General features: G+C 66.9%; 21 protein-coding genes, 2 tRNA genes and 1 other RNA gene. 12 read left to right on the top strand and 12 right to left on the bottom strand.

Annotated features, from left to right (window positions below):
* Positions 1–60 precede the first annotated feature (60 nt).
* Positions 61–1,398 carry an ATP-binding protein gene (locus tag F3H32_RS02145; RefSeq protein WP_149763988.1) on the bottom strand — a complete coding sequence of 446 codons (1,338 nt, stop codon included), beginning with the start codon at positions 1,396–1,398 and terminating at the stop codon, positions 61–63.
* A 61-nt stretch (positions 1,399–1,459) separates the two neighbouring features.
* On the opposite strand from F3H32_RS02145, the gene F3H32_RS02140 reads away from it, so the two are divergent.
* The 3 genes from F3H32_RS02140 (at position 1,460) to F3H32_RS18175 (ending at position 2,888) form a co-directional block, all read left to right on the top strand.
* Positions 1,460–2,326 carry an MBL fold metallo-hydrolase gene (locus F3H32_RS02140; RefSeq protein ID WP_149763986.1) on the top strand — a complete coding sequence of 289 codons (867 nt, stop codon included), beginning with the start codon at positions 1,460–1,462 and terminating at the stop codon, positions 2,324–2,326.
* A 93-nt stretch (positions 2,327–2,419) separates the two neighbouring features.
* Positions 2,420–2,494, top strand: a tRNA-Asn gene (locus F3H32_RS02135).
* A gap of 121 nt (positions 2,495–2,615) precedes the next feature.
* Positions 2,616–2,888 (top strand): DUF6538 domain-containing protein, encoded by a 273-nt coding sequence (locus F3H32_RS18175; RefSeq protein ID WP_394349603.1) that lies wholly within the window; start codon positions 2,616–2,618, stop codon positions 2,886–2,888.
* 23 nt (positions 2,889–2,911) lie between these two features.
* Here the strand turns inward: F3H32_RS18175 and F3H32_RS02130 are convergent.
* Positions 2,912–2,988, bottom strand: a tRNA-Arg gene (locus F3H32_RS02130).
* A gap of 44 nt (positions 2,989–3,032) precedes the next feature.
* Entirely contained in the window at positions 3,033–3,506 is a 474-nt protein-coding gene (locus F3H32_RS02125) for a GNAT family N-acetyltransferase (protein WP_149763984.1), read from the bottom strand.
* Between the two features lie 274 nt (positions 3,507–3,780).
* On the opposite strand from F3H32_RS02125, the gene F3H32_RS02120 reads away from it, so the two are divergent.
* The 6 genes from F3H32_RS02120 (at position 3,781) to F3H32_RS02095 (ending at position 8,855) form a co-directional block, all read left to right on the top strand.
* On the top strand, positions 3,781–4,881 hold the full coding sequence (locus tag F3H32_RS02120) for a sulfate/molybdate ABC transporter ATP-binding protein (protein WP_149763982.1): 1,101 nt from the start codon (positions 3,781–3,783) through the stop codon (positions 4,879–4,881).
* Positions 4,878–5,876 carry a sulfate ABC transporter substrate-binding protein gene (locus F3H32_RS02115; protein ID WP_149763980.1) on the top strand — a complete coding sequence of 333 codons (999 nt, stop codon included), beginning with the start codon at positions 4,878–4,880 and terminating at the stop codon, positions 5,874–5,876. Before F3H32_RS02120 ends, F3H32_RS02115 begins: the two co-directional genes overlap by 4 nt.
* Positions 5,873–6,712 carry a sulfate ABC transporter permease subunit CysT gene (cysT, locus tag F3H32_RS02110; protein ID WP_149763978.1) on the top strand — a complete coding sequence of 280 codons (840 nt, stop codon included), beginning with the start codon at positions 5,873–5,875 and terminating at the stop codon, positions 6,710–6,712. Before F3H32_RS02115 ends, cysT begins: the two co-directional genes overlap by 4 nt.
* A complete protein-coding gene (gene cysW, locus F3H32_RS02105; protein ID WP_149763976.1) occupies positions 6,712–7,536 on the top strand; it encodes a sulfate ABC transporter permease subunit CysW in 825 nt (274 codons plus the stop codon). Before cysT ends, cysW begins: the two co-directional genes overlap by 1 nt.
* 61 nt (positions 7,537–7,597) lie before the next feature.
* Positions 7,598–8,323, top strand: a complete 726-nt coding sequence (locus F3H32_RS02100) for a molecular chaperone DjiA (RefSeq protein ID WP_149763974.1) — start codon at positions 7,598–7,600, stop codon at positions 8,321–8,323.
* 55 nt (positions 8,324–8,378) lie between these two features.
* Positions 8,379–8,855 (top strand): hypothetical protein, encoded by a 477-nt coding sequence (locus tag F3H32_RS02095; protein ID WP_149763973.1) that lies wholly within the window; start codon positions 8,379–8,381, stop codon positions 8,853–8,855.
* On the opposite strand, the gene F3H32_RS02090 is transcribed toward F3H32_RS02095, so the two are convergent.
* The 6 genes from F3H32_RS02090 to F3H32_RS02065 all read right to left on the bottom strand — a co-directional run bounded on the left by F3H32_RS02090 (position 8,852) and on the right by F3H32_RS02065 (position 16,541).
* Positions 8,852–10,069 (bottom strand): glycosyltransferase, encoded by a 1,218-nt coding sequence (locus tag F3H32_RS02090; RefSeq protein WP_149763971.1) that lies wholly within the window; start codon positions 10,067–10,069, stop codon positions 8,852–8,854. The two genes, F3H32_RS02095 and F3H32_RS02090, sit on opposite strands and share 4 nt — an antisense overlap.
* Positions 10,066–11,682: an ABC transporter ATP-binding protein gene (locus tag F3H32_RS02085; protein ID WP_149763969.1), complete on the bottom strand. Its 1,617-nt coding sequence runs from the start codon at positions 11,680–11,682 to the stop codon at positions 10,066–10,068. The genes F3H32_RS02090 and F3H32_RS02085 overlap by 4 nt, the downstream gene beginning before the upstream one ends.
* Positions 11,679–12,785, bottom strand: a complete 1,107-nt coding sequence (locus F3H32_RS02080; protein WP_149763967.1) for an ABC transporter permease — start codon at positions 12,783–12,785, stop codon at positions 11,679–11,681. Before F3H32_RS02080 ends, F3H32_RS02085 begins: the two co-directional genes overlap by 4 nt.
* Positions 12,785–13,924, bottom strand: a complete 1,140-nt coding sequence (locus tag F3H32_RS02075) for a microcin C ABC transporter permease YejB (RefSeq protein WP_149763965.1) — start codon at positions 13,922–13,924, stop codon at positions 12,785–12,787. Before F3H32_RS02075 ends, F3H32_RS02080 begins: the two co-directional genes overlap by 1 nt.
* Positions 13,925–13,967: 43 nt before the next feature.
* Positions 13,968–15,830 (bottom strand): extracellular solute-binding protein, encoded by a 1,863-nt coding sequence (locus tag F3H32_RS02070; RefSeq protein WP_149764217.1) that lies wholly within the window; start codon positions 15,828–15,830, stop codon positions 13,968–13,970.
* A 180-nt stretch (positions 15,831–16,010) separates the two neighbouring features.
* A complete protein-coding gene (locus F3H32_RS02065; protein WP_149763963.1) occupies positions 16,011–16,541 on the bottom strand; it encodes a c-type cytochrome in 531 nt (176 codons plus the stop codon).
* A gap of 158 nt (positions 16,542–16,699) precedes the next feature.
* On the opposite strand from F3H32_RS02065, the gene F3H32_RS02060 reads away from it, so the two are divergent.
* Positions 16,700–17,584: a prephenate dehydratase gene (locus tag F3H32_RS02060; protein ID WP_149763961.1), complete on the top strand. Its 885-nt coding sequence runs from the start codon at positions 16,700–16,702 to the stop codon at positions 17,582–17,584.
* A gap of 17 nt (positions 17,585–17,601) precedes the next feature.
* On the opposite strand, the gene F3H32_RS02055 is transcribed toward F3H32_RS02060, so the two are convergent.
* A complete protein-coding gene (locus tag F3H32_RS02055) occupies positions 17,602–18,063 on the bottom strand; it encodes an SRPBCC family protein (protein WP_115755307.1) in 462 nt (153 codons plus the stop codon).
* Positions 18,064–18,224: 161 nt separating this feature from the next.
* Between F3H32_RS02055 and F3H32_RS02050 the strand changes: the two genes are divergently transcribed.
* Together F3H32_RS02050 and ffs are read left to right on the top strand one after the other, a co-directional pair.
* Positions 18,225–20,084, top strand: coding sequence for a bifunctional 2',3'-cyclic-nucleotide 2'-phosphodiesterase/3'-nucleotidase (locus tag F3H32_RS02050; protein WP_149763959.1), 1,860 nt, complete (start codon positions 18,225–18,227; stop codon positions 20,082–20,084).
* A gap of 46 nt (positions 20,085–20,130) precedes the next feature.
* Positions 20,131–20,227: signal recognition particle sRNA small type (ffs, locus tag F3H32_RS02045), an RNA gene on the top strand.
* Between the two features lie 234 nt (positions 20,228–20,461).
* Here the strand turns inward: ffs and prfB are convergent.
* Entirely contained in the window at positions 20,462–21,589 is a 1,128-nt protein-coding gene (prfB, locus tag F3H32_RS02040) for a peptide chain release factor 2 (RefSeq protein WP_149763958.1), read from the bottom strand.
* Between the two features lie 77 nt (positions 21,590–21,666).
* Positions 21,667–24,204: a penicillin-binding protein 1A gene (locus tag F3H32_RS02035; protein WP_149763955.1), complete on the bottom strand. Its 2,538-nt coding sequence runs from the start codon at positions 24,202–24,204 to the stop codon at positions 21,667–21,669.
* Positions 24,205–24,268: the final 64 nt, after the last annotated feature.

The raw sequence follows: 24,268 nt of genomic DNA, 5'->3' as shown, positions 1-24,268 counted from the left end.
CTTGTATTATGTCCTTGCGACAGCCTTAGCCCGCCGGGGGGCGTCCCGCAACCGCGCCGGTCAGCGCGGGATCACGATCTCGGCCCGCAATCCCCCCAGCCGCTCGCCCTGGCCCAGCCGTAGCTGGCCGCCATGGGCGCGGGCGATATCGGCGGCGATGGTCAAGCCCAGGCCCACGCCCTGCCCGCGGTTCTGGTTGCGCGCGGGATCAAGCCGGGTAAAGGGCTTCAGCGCCTCCTCGCGCCGCCCAGCCGGGATGCCGGGCCCGTCATCCTCGACCGAGATGCGGAAATAGCTCGGGCCCAGGGCCGCCTCGACCTCGGCGCGCTCGCCATAGCGCACGGCATTGCCGATCAGGTTCTCGACCGCGCGGCGCAGGCTGTCGCGGCGAAAGGTGGCGCGGCCCGCCTCGTCGCCCGCGACCGAATGCAGGACCACCCGCTGCCCGCCGCGCTGCGCATCGGCAACGATGCCGCGCAGGAAATCCAGCGCCGGCACCGGCTGGGGCGGCGCGTCCTGCGCCGCGTCGCGGGCATGGTCCAGAAAGGCATCGACCATGGTTCCCATCGCCGCCACGTCGCTTTCCAGCGCCGCGATCTCGTCGCGGTCGGGCGGATGATCCGGGCTCAGCATCGACAGGCCCAGCCGCAGCCGGGTCAGCGGCGTGCGCAGGTCATGGCTGACGCCCGACAGCATCTGCTTGCGCTGTTCGTTCTGGCGCTCGATCCGGGCGCGCATCTCCAGGAAGGCGGTGCCGGCGCTGCGGATCTCGCTGGCGCCGCCGGGACGATAGGGGGTGATGCGGCCCTTGCCGTAATCCTCGGCCGCCCGCGCCAGGCGCCGGATCGGGCGTAGCTGGTTGCGCAGGAACACCGTCGCGATGGCGGTCATCAAAAGCGAGGTGCCGATCATCAGCACCAGCAGTTGATGCGGGTTCGAGGCGCTGACCCGCCCCCGCGGAAAGACCAGCCGGTAATCCCCCCAGCGGCCGTGCAGCGTCACCCGCACCTCGCGCCGGTGGCTCAGGTCGACGGCCTGCACGGCGGGCACGCGCTCGTGCAGTTCGGCGATGACGATGCGGCCCGACAGGTCGTAAAAGGCCCGCCAGTCGGCACCCGGCCCGGCCGGCAGGGTCAGTTCCAGTCCCAGCGGCCCGGCGACCTCGGCTGCCGTCGCCCGCGCCGTCCCGATATCGGGTGCCGCCTCGATCCGGGCGGCGATCAGCGCCACCTCATGCACCATCCCCGCGGTCATTTGCCGCGTCACATCCTCGAAATGGCGTTGCAGGAACATGATGGTGACGACGACCGTCACGACCACGACCGGCAGGAACAGGATCAGCGCCGCCCGCCCGTAAAGCCCGCGCGGCATGGTCCGTTTCAGCCAGTCGAAATTCATCGTCTCCTGCCCCCCACGCCGGCCCATGGAAACCGGGCCTGGTCGGCGCTAGGCTAGCCCTATGACAAGCGCCGAGAAAGCCCTGCGGATCATCACCGCCGACAATCCCTCGCCCTTTACCGGGCCAGGCACCAACACCTTCCTGCTGGGACGCGAGCGGATCGCCGTGATCGACCCCGGCCCGGACCTGGCCGCGCATCGCCAGGCGATCCTGGCCGCCGCGGGGGGCGGGCGCATCAGCCATATCTTCGTCACCCATGCGCATCTGGACCATTCCGGCGGCGCCCGCGCCCTGGCCCAGGCGACCGGCGCGCCGATCCTGGGCTTCGGCCCCGCCGAATCGGGCCGCTCGGCGGTGATGGAGCGGCTGGCCCGCGAAGGCGCCATCGACGGCGGCGAAGGGCTGGACCGCGGCTTCGTCCCCGACATCGCGCTGGCCGACGGCGCGGTGGTCGAGACCAACGAATGGCGGCTTTGCGCCCTGCACACGCCCGGCCATTTCGCCGGCCACCTGGCCTTTCGCCAGGACGAGACGATCTTTTGCGGCGATGTGGTGATGGGCTGGTCCTCGACGCTGATCTCGCCGCCCGATGGCGATCTGGCCGATTACTTCCGCACGCTGGCGCGGCTTGATTCGACAGGGGCGCGGCTGCTGCTGCCGGCGCATGGCGCGGCGGTGCGCGATCCGGCCGCGCGGCTGGCCGAACTGGCCGCGCATCGGCGCGAGCGCACGGTGCAGATCCTGGCCGCGCTGCGCGAGGGTCCCGCCACGGCCGAGGCGCTGGCACGGCGCATCTACCAGATCCCGCCGGCGATGCTTCCGGCCGCGATGCGCAACGTGCTGGCGCATCTGATCGCGCTTGGCGAGCTTGGCGCGGTCTCGACCCCCGGCGCGATCGGTTCGGGTGCGGTCTTTTCCGCGCATTGACCGGGGCCTGCGGGGGATTTTTCGGATGGGTGAAAAAAATGCGCAAACCCCTCTGGACGACCCGCAAGAGCACGGCTATACACCGCCCCGTGTTCCGGCGTAGCTCAGCGGTAGAGCAGTTGACTGTTAATCAATTGGTCGTAGGTTCGATCCCTACCGCCGGAGCCAAAAATCAATAGGAATTGATTTTGCTACGAATTTCCTGACCTCGCTTTGGCGTGTCACACAAGAGTGTCACACAGCCGCCGCCAGGTTCAAGGGTCGCCCGCTCAACGCGAGGTCGATCGAAATGGTAGCCACACCCCATATCCTCCAACGCGGTCACAGCTATCACTGGCGGCGACGCTTGCCTCTGTTGTCCACAAAAATCGGCGTCCTGCAGGTGTCACTCCGCACGACAGATCCCACGCATGCCGGTATAACCGCTCGCAGATTGACTGCAGTGTCCGAAGTGCAGAGATACAGCAAGGCCGCCGACCGAAAACGGATCCTCTTCGGGGATCAGGAACAGAAATTGGAAACCGATCCGCCCCAGAATGGAAACCGGGCTTCTAGAGCCTGATATTTAAAGAATTTTTTAATAGGTGGCGACCCCGCCAGGACTTGAACCCGGAACCTAGCGCTTAGAAGGCGCTTGCTCTATCCAGTTGAGCTACGGGGCCGCATGGCGGCAGTCATGGCGCAGGATAGCGGCTGAATCAACCATTCAATCCGGGCCAGGCAGGTCAATTGTCATGAACACGCTGTTCGGATCGGGCCGGTAGTCGCCAAAGGCGGCGCATTCCACGAAACCCGCCCGCGCGTATAGTCCGCGCGCGGCGATGAAGGTCCGCTGCACCCCGGTCTCCAGGCTAAGCCGCGCCATGCCTTGGGCCTGGGCATGGGCGATCAGCGCCGTCAGCAGGCGGCGCGAATGGCCGCGGCCACGCGCCTCGGCCAGGACATGCATGGATTTGATCTCGCCATGATCGGGGGCGATGCGCTTGACCGCGCCCATGCCCAGCGGAACGCCGCCCTCGCGCAGGACGAAAAAGGCGATCTCGGGGCGCTCCAGCGCGGCGCGCGGCAGCATGTGAATCGATTCCGGCGGCGTGTCGGCATGCATGTCGGCCGTGTGGCGCTCAAACAGCGGCGCCAGATCCTTGGCCAGGGGGCTTTCCCGCCCGATCACAACATCCATCGTCCCGCCATCCTTTCGCCTGGCCGGACCCTAGCAGCACCGCGCGCGCTTGCGAAGCCTGCGCGACCCGGCTGCCTGAAAAATAAGAAGGAACATAGCCGCAAAACCGCCAGGCCCCGGACGGCTTTCGCCCTGGACGGCCCGGCGTGGAACAGCGATCCGCGGCTGGCCGGGACAGGGGAAATCGTTCGCCGGGCGCGGCCGCGCCGCCTGCCCCGCCGCCTTGCCGGGCCATGGGGGCGCGGCTACCTCTGGCCCGCAAACCGGAGGCGCCATGTCCATCGTCATCGAGCACATGACCAAAAGCTTCGACGGCACCCAGGTGCTGCGCGGCATCGACCTGACCATCGCATCGGGGGAACTGGTGGCGCTGCTCGGCCCTTCGGGCTCGGGCAAGACCACGCTTCTCAAGATCATCGCCGGGCTGGAATGGCCGGATGCGGGCGGGCTGGCGGTGCATGGCGCCGACTGGCTGCATTTGGCGGCTCAGGACCGCCGCATCGGCTTCGTCTTTCAGCATTACGCGCTGTTCCCGCATATGAGCGTGCGCGACAACATCGCCTTTGGCCTGACCGTGCGCCCGCGCGCCCAGCGGCCAGGCAAGGCGGCGATCGCTGCGAAAGTCGCGCAATTGCTGGAGTTCCTGCAAATCGCCCATCTGGGCGACCGCTATCCGGCGCAGCTTTCGGGCGGCCAGCGCCAGCGGGTCGCGCTGGGTCGCGCGCTGGCTATCGAGCCGACGGTGCTGTTGCTGGACGAACCCTTCGGCGCGCTGGATGCGGCCGTTCGCCGCGACCTGCGCGCCTGGCTGCGCCAGGTGCATGACGAGACCGGCTCGACCACCATCTTCGTCACCCATGACCAGGAGGAAGCCTTTGAACTGGCCGACCGCGTCGTGGTGATGGGCGAGGGCCGGATCGAGCAGATCGGCAATGCCGACCAGATCCACGACCATCCCGCCAGCCCCTTCGTCGCCCGCTTCATGGGCGCGACCATCGAATTGCCGGTGGCGCTGCATGCCGGCCGGGCCCAGGCGCCGGGGCTGGACGCAAGCCGCCTGCCCCACCGTGCCCTGCCGGACGGGCCGGCCACGCTGTTCCTGCGCCCCGCCGACGTGACGCCGCTGATCGACCCGGCCGGGCGCTGGCAGATCGCGCATCGCAGCAGCAACGGCGCCCTGCTGCGGCTGGAACTGACCGACGGCGCGCAGCGCTTCGGCATCGACCTGCCCCGCCGCGCGCCCGAGGCGCAGGGGCTGGTCCCCGGCGCCCGCGTCAACCTGCGCCCCGAGGCGGGCACGATCTTTCCCGGACCGCGCGCCCTGCCGCTGCCGGCCGCCGCCCCCGCATTGCCCCGCAAGGAGAAAAGCCTATGACGATCCGCAAGCTTCACGCAGCCGCACTGGCGCTGATGCTGGGCAGCAGCCCGGCGCTGGCCCAGGACAAGATCCTGAACGTCAGCTATGACATCGCCCGCGAGCTGTTCGAGGCGCTGAACCCCGAATTCCAGGCGCATTGGAAGGAAAAGACCGGCCGCGACGTGACCATCGACCAAAGCCATGCCGGCTCGTCCAAGCAGGCGCGCGCGATCCTCGAAGGGCTGCCGGCCGATGTCGTGACCTTCAACCAGGAAACCGATGTGGACGTGCTGGCCCAGAACGGCCTGGTCGCCGGGGACTGGCGCGAGGCCCTGCCGAACGGCGCCTCGCCCTATTACTCGCTGCCGGCCTTTCTGGTGCGCAAGGGCAACCCCAAGGGGATCGAGGACTGGTCGGACCTGGCGCGCGACGACGTGCAGGCGGTGTTCCCCAATCCCAAGACCAGCGGCAATGCCCGCTATACCTATCTGGCCGCCTATGCCTATGCCCTGACGCAGGACGGCGGCACCCCCGAGAAGGCGCAGGAGTTCGTCGGCAAGATCTTTGCCAACGTGCCGGTCTTTGACACCGGCGGCCGGGCCGCCACCCAGACTTTTGCCGAACGCGGTATCGGCGACGTGCTGATCACCTTTGAAGCCGAAACCAAGGGCATCGCCCAACAATATGCCGACCAGGGCTTGCAGGCGGTGACGCCGCCGACCAGCCTGTTTGCGGCCTTTCCGGTCGCGCTGGTGACAGAGAACGCCGAAAGGAACGGCAGCACCGAGGTCTCGACGGAATACCTGGCCTGGCTTTATTCGCCGCAGGCCCAGGAAACGTTGGCGCAGAACCATTTCCGCACCACCGATCCGGCGGTGACGACAAAATATGCCGCCGAATTCCCCGAGGTGAAGCTTCTGACCGTCGACGAGGTTTTCGGCGGCTGGGACAAGGTGACGGCCGAGCATCTGGCCGAAGGCGGCATCCTCGACACGGTCTTCATCAACCAATGACCGCCGCCGCCATCAAGCCCCGGCGGGTTCTGCCGGGGTTCTCGCTCAGCCTTGGCACGACGCTGCTTTATGTCGGACTGGTGATCCTGATCCCGGTCGCGGCATTGATGCTGAAAGGGGCCGAGATCGGCCCGGCGCGGTTCTGGGCCATCGTCACCGCGCCGCGCACGCTGGCGGCGCTGCGGGTGACGCTGACCGCCGCCGCGCTGGCCACGATCTTCAACGCGCTTTACGGGCTGCTCATGGCCTGGGTGCTGACGCGCTACGACTTTCCGGGCCGGCGCATCCTGGACGCGCTGATGGATATTCCCTTTGCCCTGCCGACCGCCGTTGCCGGCATTTCGCTGACCGCGCTTTTTTCGGCCAATGGCTGGTTCGGCGCGCCGCTGGCGGGCGCCGGGATCGAGCTAGTCTATACGCTGGGGGGCGTGGTTCTGGCGATGACCTTCACCTCGATCCCCTTTGTCGTGCGCGCCATCCAGCCGGTGCTGGAGGACCTGGACCCGGCGCTGGAACAGGCGGCAATGACCCTGGGCGCCCGGCCCTGGGCGATCTTCCGCCGCGTGGTGCTGCCGGCGATCCTGCCCGCCTGGCTGGCGGGTTCGACCGTGGCCTTCGCCCGCAGCTTGGGCGAGTTCGGCGCGGTGGTGTTCATCGCCGGCAACCTGCCCTTCAAGACCGAGATCGCGGCGCTTCTGGCCTTTATCCGGCTGGAAGAATACGACTATCAGGGCGCCGCCGCCATCGCGCTGGTGCTGCTGATCTTCGCGCTGGTGTTGCTCGCGGTCTCGAACCTGATCCAGTTCCGCGCCGCCCGCCATCTGGAGCCCCGCTGATGACCGCCCTGGCCCTGTCCCATGCCCCCGGCCAAAGCCGCGCGGTGCCGCGCCTGCTGATCGGGCTGGCCTTCGTGCTGACCGCGATCCTGGTCGTGGCGCCGCTGGTCTTCATCTTCTGGCGCGCCCTGGCCGAAGGCTGGGCGGTCTATCTGCAAAACATCGCCGACCCGCTGGTCCTGCATGCGATCTGGCTGACGGCGCTGGTCGCGGTGATCGTGGTGCCGGTCAACATCGCCTTCGGCATCGCCGCCGCCTGGGCCATCGCCCGCTTTCGCTTTCCGGGGCGCAAGCTGTTGATGGTGCTGATCGAGATCCCCTTTTCCATCTCGCCGATCATCGCCGGCATCTGCTACCTGCTGCTTTACGGCCGCCAGGGGCTGCTGGGTCCGTGGCTGGCCGCGCATGACCTGAAGGTGATGTTCGCCCTGCCGGGCATCGTGCTGGTCACGATGTTTGTCACCGCCCCTTTCGTCGCGCGCGAGGTGCTGCCGCTGATGCAAGCCCAGGGTTCCGAACAGGAACAGGCGGCGGTCACGCTGGGCGCGCGGGGCTGGCAGGTGTTTTCCCGCGTCACCCTGCCCAATATCCGCTGGGCGCTGCTTTACGGCGCGGTGCTTTGCACGGCCCGCGCCGTGGGCGAATTCGGCGGGGTTTCGGTCGTCTCGGGCGCGATCCGCGGCCAGACCAACACCCTGCCCTTGCAGATCGAGCTGATGTTCAACGACCTCAACACCACCGGGGCCTTTGCCGCGGCCTCGACGCTGACGGTGATCGCGCTGGTGGTGCTGGTGGTCAAGGGCGCGCTGGAAAGCCGCAGATAAAGCCTTGGGGCTGGCGGGAATGTCAATGGACTTGGCATCCCGCCCCGCCTAGGCTCAACCCATGGACGCCGCGATCAAGGACAAGCAACGACCCTGCCCGGAACTGCCAAAGCCGCGCAGCTTCTGGCAACGCATCGCCGACCGGCTGGCGGCGATCGTCGGCGCGCGCCGGCCCGCCACGCCGCCCGAAAAATCCGTGGCCTTCACCATCGCGGTGATCGCGCTGGGGGCCAAGCTTGCCAAGGCCGACGGCGCGGTCGCCCGGTCCGAGGTGGCGGCCTTTCGCCGCGTCTTCATCATCCCGCGGGCCGAGGAAAAGAACGCCGCCCGCGTCTTTGATCTGGCGCGCCAGGACGTTGCGGGCTTCGACGCCTGGGCGGGCCGCATCGCCGCCATGTTCCCGCCGGGCGATCCGGTCCTGGCCGATGTGGTCGAGGGACTGTTCATCATCGCCGTGGCCGACGGCGACCTGCACGAGGCCGAGATCATCTTTATCGACGAGGTGGCGCGCATCTTCGGCCTGTCGCCCGCCGCCATCGCCGCGATCCGCGCCCGCCACGACCGCCGGCAAGGTTGCCCCTCGTGCGAGGTGCTGGGCGTCGCGCCCGACACCCCCCTGCCCGAGGCGCGGCGGCGCTGGCGCGATCTGGTGCGCGAAAGCCATCCCGACCGGGCCGTGGCCCGCGGCCTGCCGCCCGAGGCGATCCGCCTGGCCGAGGCCCGCACCCGCGCCCTGAACGAGGCTTGGGACAATTTCCGCAACATGCATCGCGTCCGGCCAGCCTAAGGGAACCGGCCCGGCCCGGCGCATGTTTCCCCTGCGAACAGCCCAAGGACCGGCCATGCGCAACCTTGTTCTTCCCGCCCTGCTTTGCACGTTCCTGGCCCCTGCCGTCCTGGCCCAGGGTTACGAGCCGCCCTTGGCCGATAAGCCGCCGCCGGCGGTTGGCAGCGATGACGGGCTGGAACAGGGGCTGGACAGTTTCATGCGCAACCTGCTGGACCGGGCCGCGCCGCATCTGGACCGGCTGGGCCGGGACATGGGCGACACGCTGGGCGCGCTGGCCCCGGTCTTGCAGGATATCGGCAAGCTGATGGACGATGCGCGCCATTACCACGCGCCCGAACGGCTGGAGAATGGCGATATCCTGATCCGCCGCCGCGCGGATGCGCCGCCGCCCCCGCCGCTGGGCGATGCGCTGCGCGACATGCTGCGCCCCGCGCCCCCAGAAGACCAGGGGCCGGGCGCGACCCCGCCCGCTGACGCGCCGCCCCATCCCCTGCCCAGGCGCGACCCCGAAAACGAGATCGAGCTTTAGGACGCGAAGCTTTCGACCCAGTCGACCAGGCGCGGCAGGCTGTGGCGATGCAGGTCATAGCCGTCCAGAATGGTTTCGCGCGCCGCCGCACGCAGCCGCGCGGCCTGGGGGTCGCCTTCCAGCCCGCGGATCAGCGCCGCTTCCAGCGCCGGCTGGTCAAAGAACGGCACCAGCCGCCCATTCTCGCCGTCCCGGATCAGTTCGCGCACCGGCTCGGTGTCGGAAGCCACGACATAGCAGCCCGCCGCCATCGCTTCGGTCAGCGACCAGCTTAGCACGAAGGGATAGGTCAGGTAGCAATGCACCGAGGCGATCTGCAACAGCGCCAGATATTGCGGATAGGGCACCCGCCCCATGAAATGGATGCGCGACAGGTCCAGGCTTCCGTCCAGCTCGGCCAACAGCTTGTCCTTCCAGCCGGGCGCGTCCTTGGGCAGGCCGCCATAGCTGGCGCCGTCGCCGCCGACCAGCACCACCTGGGCCTGGGGCCGCGCCCGCAGCACCGCGGGCAGCGCGCGCATGAAGCGGTGAAAGCCGCGATAGGGTTCGAGCGACCGCGAGACATAGCTCAGCACCTCGTCCCCTGCCCGCAGCTTGCGCCCGTCGGGCAGCGCAAAGACCGCCTGCGGGTCGGGGCGGACCTTCTGCGTGTCGATGCCGTCATGGATCACCGTCAGCTTGCCGCGCAGTTCGGGCGGGAAACTGTCCGCCTGATAGCGCGTCGGCGCCAGGCCGGCATCGGCCTGCACCAGCCCCTGGATGAGATGGGCCGAGCGCGCGACGGTGGCGACCCGCGCCTGATCCCCGTCCGGGCTGATTTCGGGGTCGAAACCCACGTCATGGCCGCGGGTGCGATACAGCAGTTCGGCATAGACCAGCAGCTTGGCATCCGGCCAGATCTCGCGCAGAAACAGCGTCTCGCCCCAGCCGCTATGGCCGAAGATCAGGTCGGGGGTATAATCATGGCGGTCGCGCAACGCCCGGCAGCCCCGCGCGGCCAGCCAGCCGCGCTCGGCCATCTCGCTATAGGTGCGGCCCAGCAGCGGCGGCAGGTCCAGCTTTTCCGGCGTCTTGTAACGCACCGTCCGAACCGACGAATTGCGTGTATTGCCCTGGTCCGTCAAAGCCAGCACGTCATGGCCCCGCGCCGCCAGCGCCGGCGCCAGATGCAGGAACTGCGCGGGAAAGTTCTGATGAACGAACAGGATTTTCATGAACTTGCCACGAAATCCTCATCCGTCGCCGTAAGGAATGCCGCGGCGATCAACTGCCGGGTATAGTCGCTTTGCGGCCTTTCGAAGACGGCCGCGGTTGCGCCCTGTTCGACCACTTCGCCGGCGCGCATGACCATGATCTGATGCGACATGGCGCGCACCACGCGCAGGTCGTGGCTGATGAACAGAAACGCCAGCCCGTGCTTGCGCTGCAATCCGCGCAACAGGTCCACGATCTGCACCTGCACGGTCATGTCCAGCGCGCTGGTCGGCTCGTCCAGCACCACCAGCCTGGGGTTCAGGATCATGGCGCGGGCAATGGCGATGCGCTGGCGCTGCCCGCCGCTGAATTCATGCGGATAGCGGTGCATGGTGGCGGGGTCCAGCCCCACCTCGCGCATGATGGCATCGACCATCTCGCGGCGGTCGCGGCCCGGCTCGACGCCATGGACGCCCAGGCCCTCGGCGATGATCTGCTCGACCGTCATGCGCGGCGACAGGCTGCCATAGGGGTCCTGGAACACGATCTGCATGTCGCGGCGCAGGGGCCGCAGCGCCCGCCCCGACATCGCCGAAATGTCGCGGCCCATGTAAAGGATTGGCCCGCGGCTTTCGATCAGCCGCATGATCGCCAGCGCCAGCGTGGTCTTGCCGGAACCGGATTCGCCGACGATGCCCAGCGTTTCGCCGGCGCGGACCGAAAGCGTGGCCCCGTTCACCGCCTTTACATGGCCGACGGTGCGTCGCAGGAAGCCACGCTGGATCGGGAACCAGACCTTGAGGTCCTGCGCCGCCACGACCTGCGGGGCATCGGCCGGGACCGGACCCGCCCGGCCCGTCGGTTCGGCCGCCAGCAACATGCGGGTGTATTCGTGCTGCGGATTGGCAAAGATTTCCTCGACCGGGCCCTGCTCGACGATCTCGCCGCCCTTCATCACGCAGACCCGGTCGGCAATGCGGCGCACCAGTCGCAGATCGTGGCTGATGAACAGCATCGACAGCCCTTCGGCGGCCTTGAGTTCGGCCAGCAATTCCATGATCTGCGCCTGGATGGTCACGTCCAGCGCCGTCGTCGGCTCGTCGGCGATCAGCAGTTCCGGCCCGTTCGCCAGCGCCATGGCGATCATCACCCGCTGGCGCTGGCCGCCCGACAGTTGGTGCGGATAGTCGGCCAGCCGGGTTTCCGGGTCGCGGATGCCGACGCGGGTCAGCAATTCGATGATCCGCGCCCGCGCCGCGGTCCCGCGCAGCCCCTGATGCAGGGCCAGGCTTTCGGCCAATTGCCGTTCCAGCGTGTGCAGCGGGTTCAGCGAGGTCATCGGTTCCTGGAAGATGAAGCTGATGTCGTTGCCGCGCACCCGGCGCAATTCCGCATCGGAGGCGCCGATCAACTCGCGCCCAGCGTAGCGGACCGAGCCCGCGACCTCGGCCGCATCGCCCAAAAGCCGCACCGTGGACAGCGCCGTGACCGATTTGCCGCTGCCCGATTCACCGACCAGCGCCACCGTCTCGCCCTGGCCTACGGTGAAGCTGACGCCCTTGACGGCGGCCACAAGCTGGCCGTCCTGCCGGAACCCCACCCGCAGGTCGCTGACTTCCAGAACCGCCGTCATCGAAAGGTCTTTCTGGGGTCGAAGGCGTCGCGCACGCCCTCGAAGATGAACACCAACAGCGACAGCATGATCGCAAAGCTGAAAAAGGCGGTGAAGCCCAGCCAGGGCGCTTGCAGGTTCTGCTTGGCCTGCAAGGCCAGCTCTCCCAGCGAGGGCGCCGAGGTCGGCAGCCCATAGCCCAGGTAATCCAGCGCCGCCAAGGACGAGATGGTGCCGGTCACGACAAAGGGCAGCATGGTCAGCGTCGCCACCATGGCATTGGGCAGGATATGGCGGAACATGATGATGCGATCGCTGACCCCAAGCGCGCGGGCGGCGCGGACATATTCGAAATTGCGCGCGCGCAGGAACTCGGCCCGCACCACCCCGACCAGCGCCGGCCAGCCAAACAGGATCGAGACAAAGACCAGCAGCCAGAAACTTCGTCCCAGGATCGCGAACAGGATGATAATCACATAAAGAGAAGGGGTTGAACCCCATATCTCAAGCAATCTCTGGAATACCAGGTCGGTGCGGCCGCCGAAATAGCCCTGCACCGCGCCCGCCGCGATGCCCAGAACCGAGGCGGTCACGGTCACGATCAGCGTGAACAGGATCGACAGGCGAAAGCCGTAGATCACCCGCGCCAGCACGTCGCGCGCCGTGTCGTCGGTGCCCAGCCAATGGGCGCCGTCCGGCGCGCTGGGGGCGGTGCCGACATTGTTGATGCTGCGGTAATGATAGGGGATCGGCGGCCACAGCATCCAGCCCTGCTGAACCGCCTCGCCCGCGACCTGGCCGGTTTCGCGCGCCTCGCGCTCGGTCGCCTCGGGGTCGTCCCAGCATTCGGGCCGCCCGCCGGTGCGGATCAGGCATTGCACGCCGGGATCGGTATAGATCGCCTCGGTGCCGAAATCGCCGCCAAAGGCCGTTTCGGGGTAAAAGCGATAGACCGGGAAATGCAGCTCTCCGCGATAGCTGACCAGGATCGGCTTGTCATTGGCGATCAGTTCCGCAAACAGCGAGGCCACGAACAGCAGCGTAAAGACCACCAGCGACCAGAAGGCGCGCTTGTTGCGGCGGAAATTGCGCAGCCGGCGGCGGTTCAGTTCCGTCATCGCCATCAGCCGGCCCTCCGCTCGAAGTCGATGCGCGGATCGACCAGCACATACATCAGGTCCGACAGGATGCCGATCAAAAGGCCCAGCAGGCCAAAGACGTAAAGCGTGCCGAAGATCACCGGATAGTCGCGCTGCACCGCCGCCTCGAATCCCAGCCGGCCAAGCCCGTCCAGCGAGAAGATCGTCTCGATCAGGATCGAGGCGCCGAAGAACACGCCCAGGAACATCGACGGAAAGCCGGCGATGACGATCAGCATGGCATTGCGGAACACATGGCTGTAAAGCACCCGGCGCTCGGTCAGGCCCTTGGCGCGGGCGGTCATGACATATTGCTTGTTGATTTCGTCCAGGAAGCTGTTCTTGGTCAAAAGCGTCAGCGTCGCAAAGCTGGAAATCGTCGTGGCCAGCACCGGCAGGGTGATGTGCCACAGGTAATCCTTGACCTTGCCCCACAGGCTAAGGTCGGCCCAATTGTCGCTGGTCAGGCCGCGCAAGGGAAAGATCTGCCAATAGCTGCCGCCTGCAAACAGCACCATCAGCAGCACCGCGAACAGGAAGGCCGGGATGGCATAGCCCACGATGATCGCCCCTGACGTCCAGGTGTCAAAGGGCGTGCCGTTCCTGACCGCCTTGCGGATGCCCAGCGGGATCGAGATCAGATAGGCGATGAGCGTCGACCACAGCCCCAGCGTGATCGAGACCGGCATCTTTTCCAGCACCAGGTCGATCACGGAAATCGAGCGGAAGAAGCTGGTGCCGAAATCGAAGCGGATGTAATTGCCCAGCATGATCAGGAAGCGCTCGGCCGCGGCGATCTTTTCCTTGCTGCAATCGGCGGATTTCAGGTCCGGCTCGCCCTGGTGGTCCGGGGTGCAGGTGATGCGGGCAAAGCCCATCTGCACCTCTAGCTGGTCCAGAAGCTCGGGCGGAATGCCGCGGGCGCCGGCATATTCGGTATTCTGCGGCGCCTCGCCCGCGCCGCCGGTGATGTTGCGCAGCGCGTCGCCTTCGCCCTGGACGCGGGCGATCACCTGCTCGATCGGGCCGCCGGGGACGAATTGCGTCAGCGTGAAATTGACCAGCATGATGCCGATCAGCGTGGGTATGATCAGCAGCAAGCGCCGCAGGATATAGGCTGCCATCCGTCCCCTTGCTCCGCCTCGTTGCGCGCCGGCCCTGCTGGGCCTAGCGCAGCGCGCCGGATTGTTTCAGCTTTTCTGCCTTATCCGCGTCATACCACCAGAAATCAAGCTCACCCAGCGCATAGGGCGGCAAGGTCTCGGGATGGCCGAAGATGTCGTAATAGGCGACCGTGTGTTCGGCCTTGTACCATTGCGGCACCCAGAAATGCTGCGCGCGCAGGCTGCGGTCCAGCGCATGCGCCACGGTGGTCATCTCTTCCTGGGTGGTCGCCGCGATGCCCAGTTGGATCAGCCGGTCGACGGCCGGGTTGGCCATGCCCATGGCGTTGAACACATCGCCCACGTTTTCCGAGCCAAAGGTCTGCTCGGTATCGCCGGTCAGGAAATAGCCCTGCGCAAGCTGGTCGGTCACGATGTCGAAATCATGGCTGCGGGTGCGCGCCGTCAATTGCGCATCGTCCACCCGCAGGTTGACCGCGTCGATGCCGATTGCGCGAAGATTCTCGACGAAGGGATTGATCACGCGGTCGAATGTGGCACTGTCGTTCAGGAACTCGACCCGCAGCGGCTGCCCCTGGGCATTGCGGCGCATCCCGTCGGCGCCGGGCTTCCAGCCCGCCTCGTCCAGAAGACTGGCGGCCTGGCGCATGTTGCGGCGGTCAAGCTGGGACTTGCCCGACACCGGCTGAAGCACCGCGTCCTCGGTCAGCACACCCTGCGGCAGATCCTTGGCCAGCGGCTCCAACAGCGCCAGTTCCGCCTGGCTGGGCGCGCCCTCGGCCATCAGCGGGCTGCCTTCCCAGGGCGAGTTGACGCGCTTGTAAAGCCCGTAGAACAGCGTCTCGTTCGACCATTCGAAGTTGAACATCAGCCCGATCGCCTGGCGCACGCGGATGTCCTGGAACTTGGGCCGGCGCAGGTTGAAGACCCAGCCCTGGCCGCTGGCGATGCTGCCGTCGGCCAGCGTCTCTTTCCGGACCGCACCGGACTGGACGGCGGGGAAATCATAACGCGTCGCCCAGTGGATCGAGCTTGCCTCGTTGCGAAACGTATAGACGCCGGCCTTGAACGCCTCGAAGGCGCTGTCGTAATCGCCGAAATATTCGATGCGGATCCGGTCGAAATTGTGGCGCCCGGCATTGATCGGCAGGTCCTTGCCCCAATAGTCGGGATTGCGCCGCAGGGTGATCGAGCGGCCGGCATCGGCCCGGTCGAACATATAGGGACCCGAGCCGACGAAGGGCGTATCGCTGGACTGTTCGATGTCGCGCTTGTTCTTGCGGAAATCCTCGCGCGAGAAGACGATCTGGCCCCCGACCGACTGGATCACGTCGCGGCGCGGGTAATCGGGCCGGAAGATGAACTTGATGCTGTGGTCGTCGATCACCTGGGCCTTGGCGACGATCTTGGAAATGATCGTGCGATATGACGACAGGCCCTTGTCGCGCAGCAGTTCAAAGGAAAACAGCACATCATGCGCGGTCAGCGGCGTGCCGTCGGAAAATTTCGCCTCGGGGCGCAGGTGAAAGATCACCCAGTCGCGGCTTTCGGGATATTCGATGGTCTCGCAAAGCAGGCAATAGGCGGTGCCGATCTCGTCGGCGACGCTTTCCATCAGCGGTTCCAGCATGGCGTTCGACAGCATGGCGGCGCGGCCGCGATGGGTATAGGGGTTGTAGCTGTCAAAGCCGCCGCTGAACCATTCCGAAATCTCGCCGCCCTTGGGCGCTTGCGGGTTCACATAGCGCAGATGCGGGAAATCCGCCGGCAGTTCAGGCTCGCCAAAGACCGAGATGCCGTGCGAGCGGATGGTTTTCGCGGATGGGTCGTCCTGGGCCAGGGACCAGCCCGGCAGCAGCGCCAGGATTGCAACCATCGGGGCATGTCGCAGGAAACGCATCATCATCGGCACTTGTCGATCCTTGTTCCGGTCTTGCTGCGCCGGCCGGCCGCCGGCGGCGCGCCAAGGCTAGCAGCCCTTGGCCCCGGTTCAACATGCAAATGCGTGATCCGCCACGCCAAGACCCCGCGCGGCCAATGAAAAAGGCGCCCCGAAGGGGGCGCCCGGCTTGCCGCATGGGGCGGTTTACTGCTGACCTTCCAGATAGGCGATCAGGTTGGCGCGATCTTCGACCTTGGGCAGGCCGGCAAAGGCCATCTTGGTGCCCTTGACCACGGTTTTCGGGCTGGCCAGGAACTCTTCCAGCGCCTCGGGCGTCCAGTCGCCGCCATGTTCCTTCATCGGGTCGGAATAGTTGAACTCTTCGACGCTGGCGACGGTGCGGCCGACCACGCCGTTCAGATGCGGGCCCACGCCGTCTTTGCCGTCCAGCTTGTGGCAAGCCTTGCACTTGCCGAACACCTTTTCGCCCGCCGCGGCATCGGCCGAAGCCATGACGGTGGCGAAATCGGGGCCTTCTTCGACGGCTTCCTCGGCGTCAGCGCCGGCATCCTCGACGGGGATGGTATAGGCCTGGACAATCTCCTCGCCCTCGCCGCCATGGCCCGCGGTGCCGACGTGAAAGATGCCCGATGCCGCCCAGCTCATCAGCAAGAGGAAAAGAAGCGAGCCGATCAGCGCCCCGGCTGCCTTGGTGACGGTCATCGTATCGAACATATCTGTGGGTTCCCTGGGTCTGTTCGTGCGTTAGGCCGTATCTACCCGCTTCTGTTCCATCGGTTCAAGGTGTAGTTGTCCCCCGCAAAGCACAAAACCGGCGCAGATGCCGCCTCGACACGGGCCGGGCGCGCGCGCCCCCAGCCAGGAAATGACCCATGACCGACACCGCGACCCAGAACGTCATCGCATTCCAGGGCGAGCCGGGCGCCTATAGCCACCAGGCCTGCCGCTTCTATCGCCCGCAGATGGAGGCCCTGCCCTGCCGCACCTTCGAGGACACGATCGAGGCGGTGCGCGGCGGCCGGGCGGAACTGGCGATGCTGCCGGTCGAGAACTCGACCTATGGCCGGGTCGCCGACATCCACCACCTGCTGCCCGAAACCGGGCTGCACATCATCGACGAAGGTTTCGTGCGGGTGCGCATCAGCCTGTTGGCGGTGCCGGGCGCCAAGCTTTCCGACATCACCGAAGCCATGAGCCATCCGGTGCTTCTGGGCCAGTGCCGCGGCTTTCTGCGCCGCCACGGCATCCGCAGCGTCGTCGGCGCCGATACCGCCGGCTCGGCCCTGGAAGTCGCGCGCCGGGCCGAGCCCGCGGTCGCCGCGCTGGCCGCCCCGCTGGCGGGCGAGATCTACGGGCTTGAGGAACTCGCCTCGGGGATCGAGGACCGGCAGAACAACACCACCCGCTTCCTGGTCATGGCGCGCCAGCCCGATTTCAGCCGCCGCACCAATGCCCAGGGCGGGACGGTGATGATGACCAGCTTCGTCTTTCGGGTGCGCAACATTCCGGCCGCGCTTTACAAGGCGCTTGGCGGCTTTGCCACCAACGGCGTCAACATGACCAAGCTGGAAAGCTATATGGTGGATGGCGTCTTCACCGCGACGCAGTTCTATGCCGATATCGAGGGGCATCCCGAAGATGCCCATGTCGCCCGCGCGCTGGAGGAACTGGCCTATTTCACCTCCAGCCTGAACATCCTGGGCGTCTATCCGGCCGATCCGCTACGCGCCGCGCAATCGCTGGCCGCGGCCGGCTAGGCCGGGCGCGCCCCGGCTTAGGCATGCGCGCCGCTGGCGATCTGGTTGACGAACTCGCCGACGCGGCGCGCGAACTTGCGGTCAAGCTGGGCCTTGCCCAGCTTGGCGGTCTGCACCAGCAGCCGGGCCTTCATGCTGCGGGGCTGCGCCTCGGTCTCGAAGATCATCCGCGACTTGGACCGGGTCAGCGCCACCACGGTCATGCGGATGGTCAGGTCGAACTGTTCGGAATCGCCCTGGATGACCACCAGTTCGGGCGCATCCAGCCGGGCGACCTGGGCCGTCACCTCGCGATGCCGGCCCCGCCAGTCAAAGCCGATCAGCCAGCGCTGCCCCACCCCCGGCTCGGCCATGTCGTCCAGCCGCCGCACCGTGGCGCCGCGCCGCACCAGCAGCCGCTCGATGGCAGGGAAATCGCTGGCGGCGCGAAACAGCGCCTCGGCGGAAAGGTCGATATCCTGTCGGGTCGAAAATTTCATCGCTGATCCGGTCGATTAAACAAAAATGCGGCGCCTGGGCTGGGTAATCCCATGTCGGCTCGCGGCATGCAAGTCCACGGCTTGAGGACCGATAGCATCGGATCTGGCATGAAATGCAATCCAGGATTGTAATATGGGTTAATTGTCTGCATTCATGCGGCATGATTTGCACTTCCCCGCCCCTGACGCCGCATTCCCGGACCGACACGCTTGCGGTCCGCATCCTGGCCACGACGGACCTGCACATGCATGTGCTGGGCTATGACTACCTGGCGGATCGGCCTTCGGCCCGGATCGGCCTGTCGCGGGCGGCGGCGCTGATCGCGCGGGCGCGGGCCGAGGCGCAGAACTGCCTGCTCTTTGACAATGGCGACGGGCTGCAAGGCAGCCCGATGGGCGATTACCTGGCCGAGTCCGAACCCTTTGGCCCGCGCCTGCCCCATCCCGCCATCGCCGCGATGAATGCGCTTGGCTATGACGCGGCCACGCTGGGCAACCATGATTTCAGCTTTGGCCTGGCACATCTGCGCCGCACCCTGGCGGGCGCGCGCTTTCCCGTCGTCTCGACCAACCTGGACCCGCGCCGTCCCTTGCCGGTGCAACGCCATCTTCTGCTTGACCGGCAGTTTCGGGACCAGGACGGCAAGCCCCACGCGCTGCGCATCGGCGTGCTGGGCTTTTTGCCGCCGCAAACCCTGGCCTGGGAGCCGGGGCTGAAGCCCGAGATCCAGATCCACGACATCCTGCTGGCCGCGCAGGACGGCATCGCCACGCTGCGCCGGCAAGGCGCGGACCTGGTCGTGGCGCTGGCCCATAGCGGCATCGGCCCGCTGGCGCCGGCCCCGATGATGGAAAACGCCGCGACGGCCCTGGCGGCCCTGCCGGGCATCGATCTGGTGGTGGCCGGCCATACGCACCGGGTCTTTCCGTCGCCGGGCCATCCGCAGGGGCCCGGCATCGACGCGCGGCGCGGCACCCTGGCCGGCAAGCCCGCCGTCATGCCCGGCTTCTGGGGCTCGCATCTGGGAGTGATCGACCTGCGGCTGGAGCGGCAGGATGGCGGCTGGCGCATCGCCGATTTCACCTGCCGCGCCCTGCCTGTCCAGGCCGAGCGTGACCACCCGGCCGTCGCCGGCCCGGCCGTCGCCGCGCATCGCCGGACCCTGCGGCATCTGCATCGTCGAATCGGCCGCACGGGCCAGCCGCTCAGCAGCTATTTCGCGCTGATCGGCCAGGATCCGGGCCTGCGGCTGGTGGCGATGGCGCAGCGCTGGCATGTGCGTCGCGCGCTGCGCGGCACGCATTGGCAGGGCTTGCCGATCCTTTCGGCCGCCGCCCCGTTTCGCGCCGGCGGGCGCGGCGGGCCGCAGCATTATACCGACGTGCCGGCCGGGCGGCTGACGCTGCGCAGCATCGCCGATCTTTACCTGTTTCCGAACCGGATCTGCGCCCTGCGCCTGACGGGGGACGATTTGCGCGACTGGCTGGAACGCTCGGCCAGCATGTTCTTGCAGGTGCGGCCGGGCCAGGCCGACCAGCCGCTGATCGACCCGGACTTTCCCAGCTACAATTTCGACGTGATCGACGGGCTGGACTGGCAGATCGACCTAAGCCAGCCCGCCCGCCACGGCCCCGACGGCCGGTTGCTGCATGCCGATTCGCAGCGGGTCGGCGCATTGACCCATCGCGGACGGCCGGTGGCGCCGGACCAGCCCTTTGTGCTGGCGACCAACAGCTTCCGCCTGTCCGATTGCGGGCTTTTCGCGCCGGTGGTCGCGAACCGGCCGCTGGTGCTGGACAGCGGGCTGCGCACGCGCGATGTCTTGCGCCGCTATGTCGCGCGCCGCCGGGTGCTTGCGCCGCAATCCGATGCCGGCTGGAGCTTTCGCCCCCTGCCCGGCACGTCGGTCCTGTTCGAGACCGGGCCGGCCGCCGCCCGTTTCCTGGACGATCTGGCCGCCCCGGTCGAGCCGGCCGGGATCGGCCCCGACGGTTTCCTGCGCCTGCGGTTGCATCTGTAAGCGCCAGGCGCTTGCATCCCGCCGCGCCCGCGCCTATCTAGGCGGCGAGAGGTTGGCGCGGGCAAGCGCCTCGCCAACCCGGTCAGGTCCGGAAGGAAGCAGCCGTAACGAGTCCCGCTTGGGTCGTTGTCCAGCCTCTCACCCTCCCCGCAACGCCGTCCTGCCGGTCCTACAGCCGCGAAAGGCGACGGACCGTCCTGGCGATCATGGCAAAGCCGCGCGCCGTGCCGCGACAGCTCGTCCTAATGGGCTTGCACAAGCAAGATGAACACGGGCCGGACCCGCGGCAGGAACGATCTTAGCCGTGCGGCAATGCGCAAGCTTGCGCTTCTTCGTTGCCGAAATACCCCTGCGGCCGCGCAAAAAGGCCGCGGCGGTCAGTCCTCGGCCTGCGCCTCGGCCCGCGACTTGCCGGCGACATCCAGCGCCAGGGTTGCGGCCATGAAGGCGTCCAGCGCCCCGTCCAGCACCCCCTGGGTGTCCGAGGTCTCGTGGCTGGTGCGCAGGTCCTTTACCATCTGATAGGGGTGCAGCACGTAAGAGCGGATCTGGTTGCCCCAGCCGGCATCGCCCTTGGCTTCGTGCTGGGCGTTGATCGCGGCGTTGCGCTTGTCCAGTTCCAGTTGATAAAGCCGCGCCTTGAGCGCCGCCATGGCGTTGGCGCGGTTCTGGTGCTGCGACTTTTCCGAACTGGTCACGACGATGCCGGTCGGCAGGTGGGTGATGCGCACCGCCGAATCGGTGGTGTTGACGTGCTGGCCGCCCGCGCCCGACGACCGATAGGTGTCGATCCTGATTTCGTTGTCGGGGATGGTGATCTCGATATTGTCATCGACCACCGGATAGACCCAGACCGAGGAAAACGAGGTATGCCGCCGCGCCGCCGAATCATAGGGCGAGATGCGCACCAGCCGATGCACGCCCGATTCCGACTTCAGCCAGCCATAGGCGTTCGGCCCGGAAATCTTGTAGGCGGCAGAGCGGATGCCCGCCTCTTCGCCGGGCGTTTCGGACAGCAATTCGACATTGTAGCCCTTTTTCTCGGCCCAGCGGACATACATGCGCGCCAGCATGCTGGCCCAGTCGGCGCTTTCCGTGCCGCCAGCGCCGGCATTGATCTCCAGGAAGGTGTCGTTGCCGTCGGCCTCGCCGTTCAGCAGCGCCTCCAATTCCTTTTGCGCGGCCAGTTCCGCCAGCGATTTCAGCGCCGATTCGGCATCGGCGACGATTTCTTGGTCGCCTTCGGCCTCGCCCAGTTCGATCAGCTCGGCATTGTCGCCAAGTTCGGATTCGATGCGGCGATAGGTCTCGACCGCGTCGGACAGCATCTGGCGGTCGCGCATCAGCTTTTGCGCGCGCGCCGGGTCGGACCAGATGTCGCCGACCTCGATCATGGCGTTCAGCTCTTCCAGCCGGTGCGGCGCGGTTTCCCAATCCATACGCTGCGCAAGCAGTTTCAGCGATTTGCGGATCGCCTCGATGGTGGCTTGGGTTTCGGCGCGCATGGGCACTCTCTGGGTTCGGAAAACTGGATAGGGCAGGACAAATAACGCGGGAGGCGGGCGGCGGCAAGCGCCCGCCCTCAATACAGCCCGCCCGAGGACAGGGTGCCGAAATCGGCCTTTTTCGGGATCACCTTCTTGCGGCCGGTGGAGGTGGTCACCGCTTGCCCGCCGTCGCGGCCTTCGGTGAACAGCGGCAAGGTGCCCGGATCGGCGCGGCCGAAACCGCCATCGACCAGCATCAGCCCGGTCAGGTCCTGGCCGTCGCGGAAATATTCGGCGATCACATTGTCGCCCTTGGCATCCGGGCCCAGGATCGCGCCGCTGAAGCGGTCGATATTGACGAAATGCCCGCCCGGCGGAACCTTGAAGGCGGTGCCGCCGAATTCCTTGACCGCCTCTTGCATGAATTCGTTAAAGACCGGCACGCAAAGCGTTCCGCCATAGGCGTTGGCGCCCAGGGTGCGCGGCTGGTCATAGCCCAGATAGCAGCCGGCGACGATGTTCGAGGTGAAGCCGATGAACCACACATCCTTGGCGTCGTTGGTGGTGCCGGTCTTGCCGGCCACCGGCACCGGCAGGCTGACGCCGCGCCCCGAGCCGCGCTTGACCACCCCTTCCAGCATCGAGGTCAGCTGATAGGCGGTGATCGCATCCATCACCCGCTCGCGGTTGGAACGGATCTGCGGGGCGGCGCCCGCCGGCAGGGTCGGCTGGTCGCAGGTCACGCAGTCGCGGCGGTCGTGGCGATAGATGGTGCGGCCGCGGCGGTCCTGCACCCGGTCGACCAGCGTCGGTTCCACCCGCTCGCCGCCATTGGCGAACATGGCATAGGCGGCGACCATCTTGAACAGCGTGGTTTCCTGCGCGCCCAGCGAATTGGCCAGGAAATGGCCGAGATTGTCGTAAACGCCGAATTTCTCGGCATATTTCGCCACCGTGTCCATGCCGATGCCCTGAGCGATGCGGATGGTCATCAGGTTGCGGGACTGTTCGATCCCGGTGCGCATCGGCGTCGGGCCATAGAATTTGCCGCTGGCGTTCTTGGGCGTCCACAGCCCCTGCGGCGTGTTCACGGTGATCGGCTCGTCCACGACGATGGTGGCGGGGTTGAAGCCTGAATCCAGCGCCGCCGCATAGACAAAGGGCTTGAAGCTGGAGCCGGGCTGGCGCTGCGCCTGGGTCGCCCGGTTGAAGACCGAGCTTTGATAGGAAAAGCCGCCCTGCATGGCGATGACCCGGCCGGTATTCACGTCCATGGCCATGAAGCCGCCCTGCACCTCGGGCACCTGGCGCAGGGTCCAGCGGATGAAGCTGCCGTCGCTGTCGCTGGTCATGCGCCGCACCAGCACCACGTCGCCCACATCCAGCAGGTCCGAGGCCACCTGGGCCTTGGGCGCCAGGGTGCCGTCGGCGCGCCGCTTCCTGGCCCATTGCACGTCCTTGGCCGGGATGGTCGCCGTGCCGTCCTGGTCCTCGATGCCGATGGTGGCATCCGTCTTGCCAAGCGCCAGCACCACGGCGGGGAACCAACCCTCGATGTCGCGCGGCACCTGGGTCTCGGCCAGGGCGGCGCGCCAGCCCTGTTCGTCGGCCAGTTGCTCGGCCGGGATGGTGACGCGGGTGCCGCGCCAGACGCCGCGGCCGCGGTCGTATTGTTCCAGCGCCTTTTGCAGCGACTGCGCGGCGCGCTTTTGCAGCCGGGGGTCGACGGTTGCCCGGATCGCCAGGCCACCGCCAAAGAATTCCTCGGCGCCGAATTGCGCCGAAAGCTGGCGGCGGATTTCATCGGTGAAATAGTCGCGCGGCGGCAATTGCTGCTGGAAGGCGGGGAAATCGCCGTTCTGCACCGAACGCAGCGGCTGCCCGGCCTCGGCCTCATAGGTGGGCTGGTCGATATAGCCGTTCTGCCACATCTCGCGCAGCACGTAGTCGCGCCGCTCGGTCAGCGCCTCGCGGGCGCGGACGGGGTGATAGCGGCCGGGCGCCTTGGGCATGGCCGCCAGCGTCGCCGCCTCATGCGGGGCAAGTTCGGTCAGCGGCTTGTTGAAATAGCTTTGCGCCGCCGCTGCCACGCCGAAGCTGTTCTGGCCCAGGAAGATCTCGTTGAGGTAAAGCTCCAGGATCTGGTCCTTGGACAGCGTCGATTCCAGCCTTGTGGCCAGGATCAGTTCCTTGATCTTGCGCTCGACGCTGCGGTCGCTGGACAGCAGGAAATTCTTCATCACCTGCTGGGTGATGGTCGAGGCGCCGCGCAGGTTGCGCCCGCCCGAGCGGACCGCGTCCAGCGCCGCCTTGCCCATGCCCATCGGATCAAAGCCATGATGGCTGTAGAAATGCTTGTCCTCGGCGCTGACGAACGCCTGCTTGACCAGCGGCGGGATTTCGTCGATGGGCACGAAGATGCGGCGTTCCTCGGCAAATTCGTCGATCAGCCGGCCTTCGCCGGAATAGACGCGGCTGATGGTCTTGGGCGCATATTGCGCCAGTTGCTCATGGCTGGGCAGGTCGCGCGAATACATCCAGAACACCGCGCCCACGGTCAGGGCGATGAAAAAGACCGCGGTCACGAACCAGGAAAAGATCGCGCCGATGAAGGACAGGACGAAGCGCAGCAATGGGCAAGCCTCTGGGGATAAGCTGGGCCTCTATAAACAGCGCGGCCGCGCCCGTCAAAGCAAC

This window comes from Paracoccus thiocyanatus, from assembly GCF_900156255.1.
In the GTDB taxonomy this organism is placed as follows: domain Bacteria; phylum Pseudomonadota; class Alphaproteobacteria; order Rhodobacterales; family Rhodobacteraceae; genus Paracoccus; species Paracoccus thiocyanatus.
Note: the sequence above shows the minus strand (reverse complement) of the source record. Positions and strands in the feature narration are given on the sequence as shown.

Bases quoted from the DNA above. Each gene is read 5' to 3' on its own strand.
- F3H32_RS02115 (WP_149763980.1), top strand. From the start codon at position 4,878: ATGACGATCCGCAAGCTTCACGCAGCCGCACTGGCGCTGATGCTGGGC.
- F3H32_RS02060 (WP_149763961.1), top strand. From the start codon at position 16,700: ATGACCGACACCGCGACCCAGAACGTCATCGCATTCCAGGGCGAGCCG.
- F3H32_RS02080 (WP_149763967.1), bottom strand. From the start codon at position 12,785: ATGGCGATGACGGAACTGAACCGCCGCCGGCTGCGCAATTTCCGCCGC.
- F3H32_RS02075 (WP_149763965.1), bottom strand. From the start codon at position 13,924: ATGGCAGCCTATATCCTGCGGCGCTTGCTGCTGATCATACCCACGCTG.
- cysW (WP_149763976.1), top strand. From the start codon at position 6,712: ATGACCGCCCTGGCCCTGTCCCATGCCCCCGGCCAAAGCCGCGCGGTG.
- F3H32_RS02090 (WP_149763971.1), bottom strand. From the start codon at position 10,069: ATGAAAATCCTGTTCGTTCATCAGAACTTTCCCGCGCAGTTCCTGCAT.
- F3H32_RS02145 (WP_149763988.1), bottom strand. From the start codon at position 1,398: ATGAATTTCGACTGGCTGAAACGGACCATGCCGCGCGGGCTTTACGGG.
- cysT (WP_149763978.1), top strand. From the start codon at position 5,873: ATGACCGCCGCCGCCATCAAGCCCCGGCGGGTTCTGCCGGGGTTCTCG.
- F3H32_RS02140 (WP_149763986.1), top strand. From the start codon at position 1,460: ATGACAAGCGCCGAGAAAGCCCTGCGGATCATCACCGCCGACAATCCC.
- F3H32_RS02055 (WP_115755307.1), bottom strand. From the start codon at position 18,063: ATGAAATTTTCGACCCGACAGGATATCGACCTTTCCGCCGAGGCGCTG.
- F3H32_RS02085 (WP_149763969.1), bottom strand. From the start codon at position 11,682: ATGACGGCGGTTCTGGAAGTCAGCGACCTGCGGGTGGGGTTCCGGCAG.
- F3H32_RS02065 (WP_149763963.1), bottom strand. From the start codon at position 16,541: ATGTTCGATACGATGACCGTCACCAAGGCAGCCGGGGCGCTGATCGGC.
- F3H32_RS02050 (WP_149763959.1), top strand. From the start codon at position 18,225: ATGATTTGCACTTCCCCGCCCCTGACGCCGCATTCCCGGACCGACACG.
- F3H32_RS02095 (WP_149763973.1), top strand. From the start codon at position 8,379: ATGCGCAACCTTGTTCTTCCCGCCCTGCTTTGCACGTTCCTGGCCCCT.
- prfB (WP_149763958.1), bottom strand. From the start codon at position 21,589: ATGCGCGCCGAAACCCAAGCCACCATCGAGGCGATCCGCAAATCGCTG.
- F3H32_RS02100 (WP_149763974.1), top strand. From the start codon at position 7,598: ATGGACGCCGCGATCAAGGACAAGCAACGACCCTGCCCGGAACTGCCA.
- F3H32_RS02125 (WP_149763984.1), bottom strand. From the start codon at position 3,506: ATGGATGTTGTGATCGGGCGGGAAAGCCCCCTGGCCAAGGATCTGGCG.
- F3H32_RS02070 (WP_149764217.1), bottom strand. From the start codon at position 15,830: ATGATGATGCGTTTCCTGCGACATGCCCCGATGGTTGCAATCCTGGCG.
- F3H32_RS18175 (WP_394349603.1), top strand. From the start codon at position 2,616: ATGGTAGCCACACCCCATATCCTCCAACGCGGTCACAGCTATCACTGG.
- F3H32_RS02120 (WP_149763982.1), top strand. From the start codon at position 3,781: ATGTCCATCGTCATCGAGCACATGACCAAAAGCTTCGACGGCACCCAG.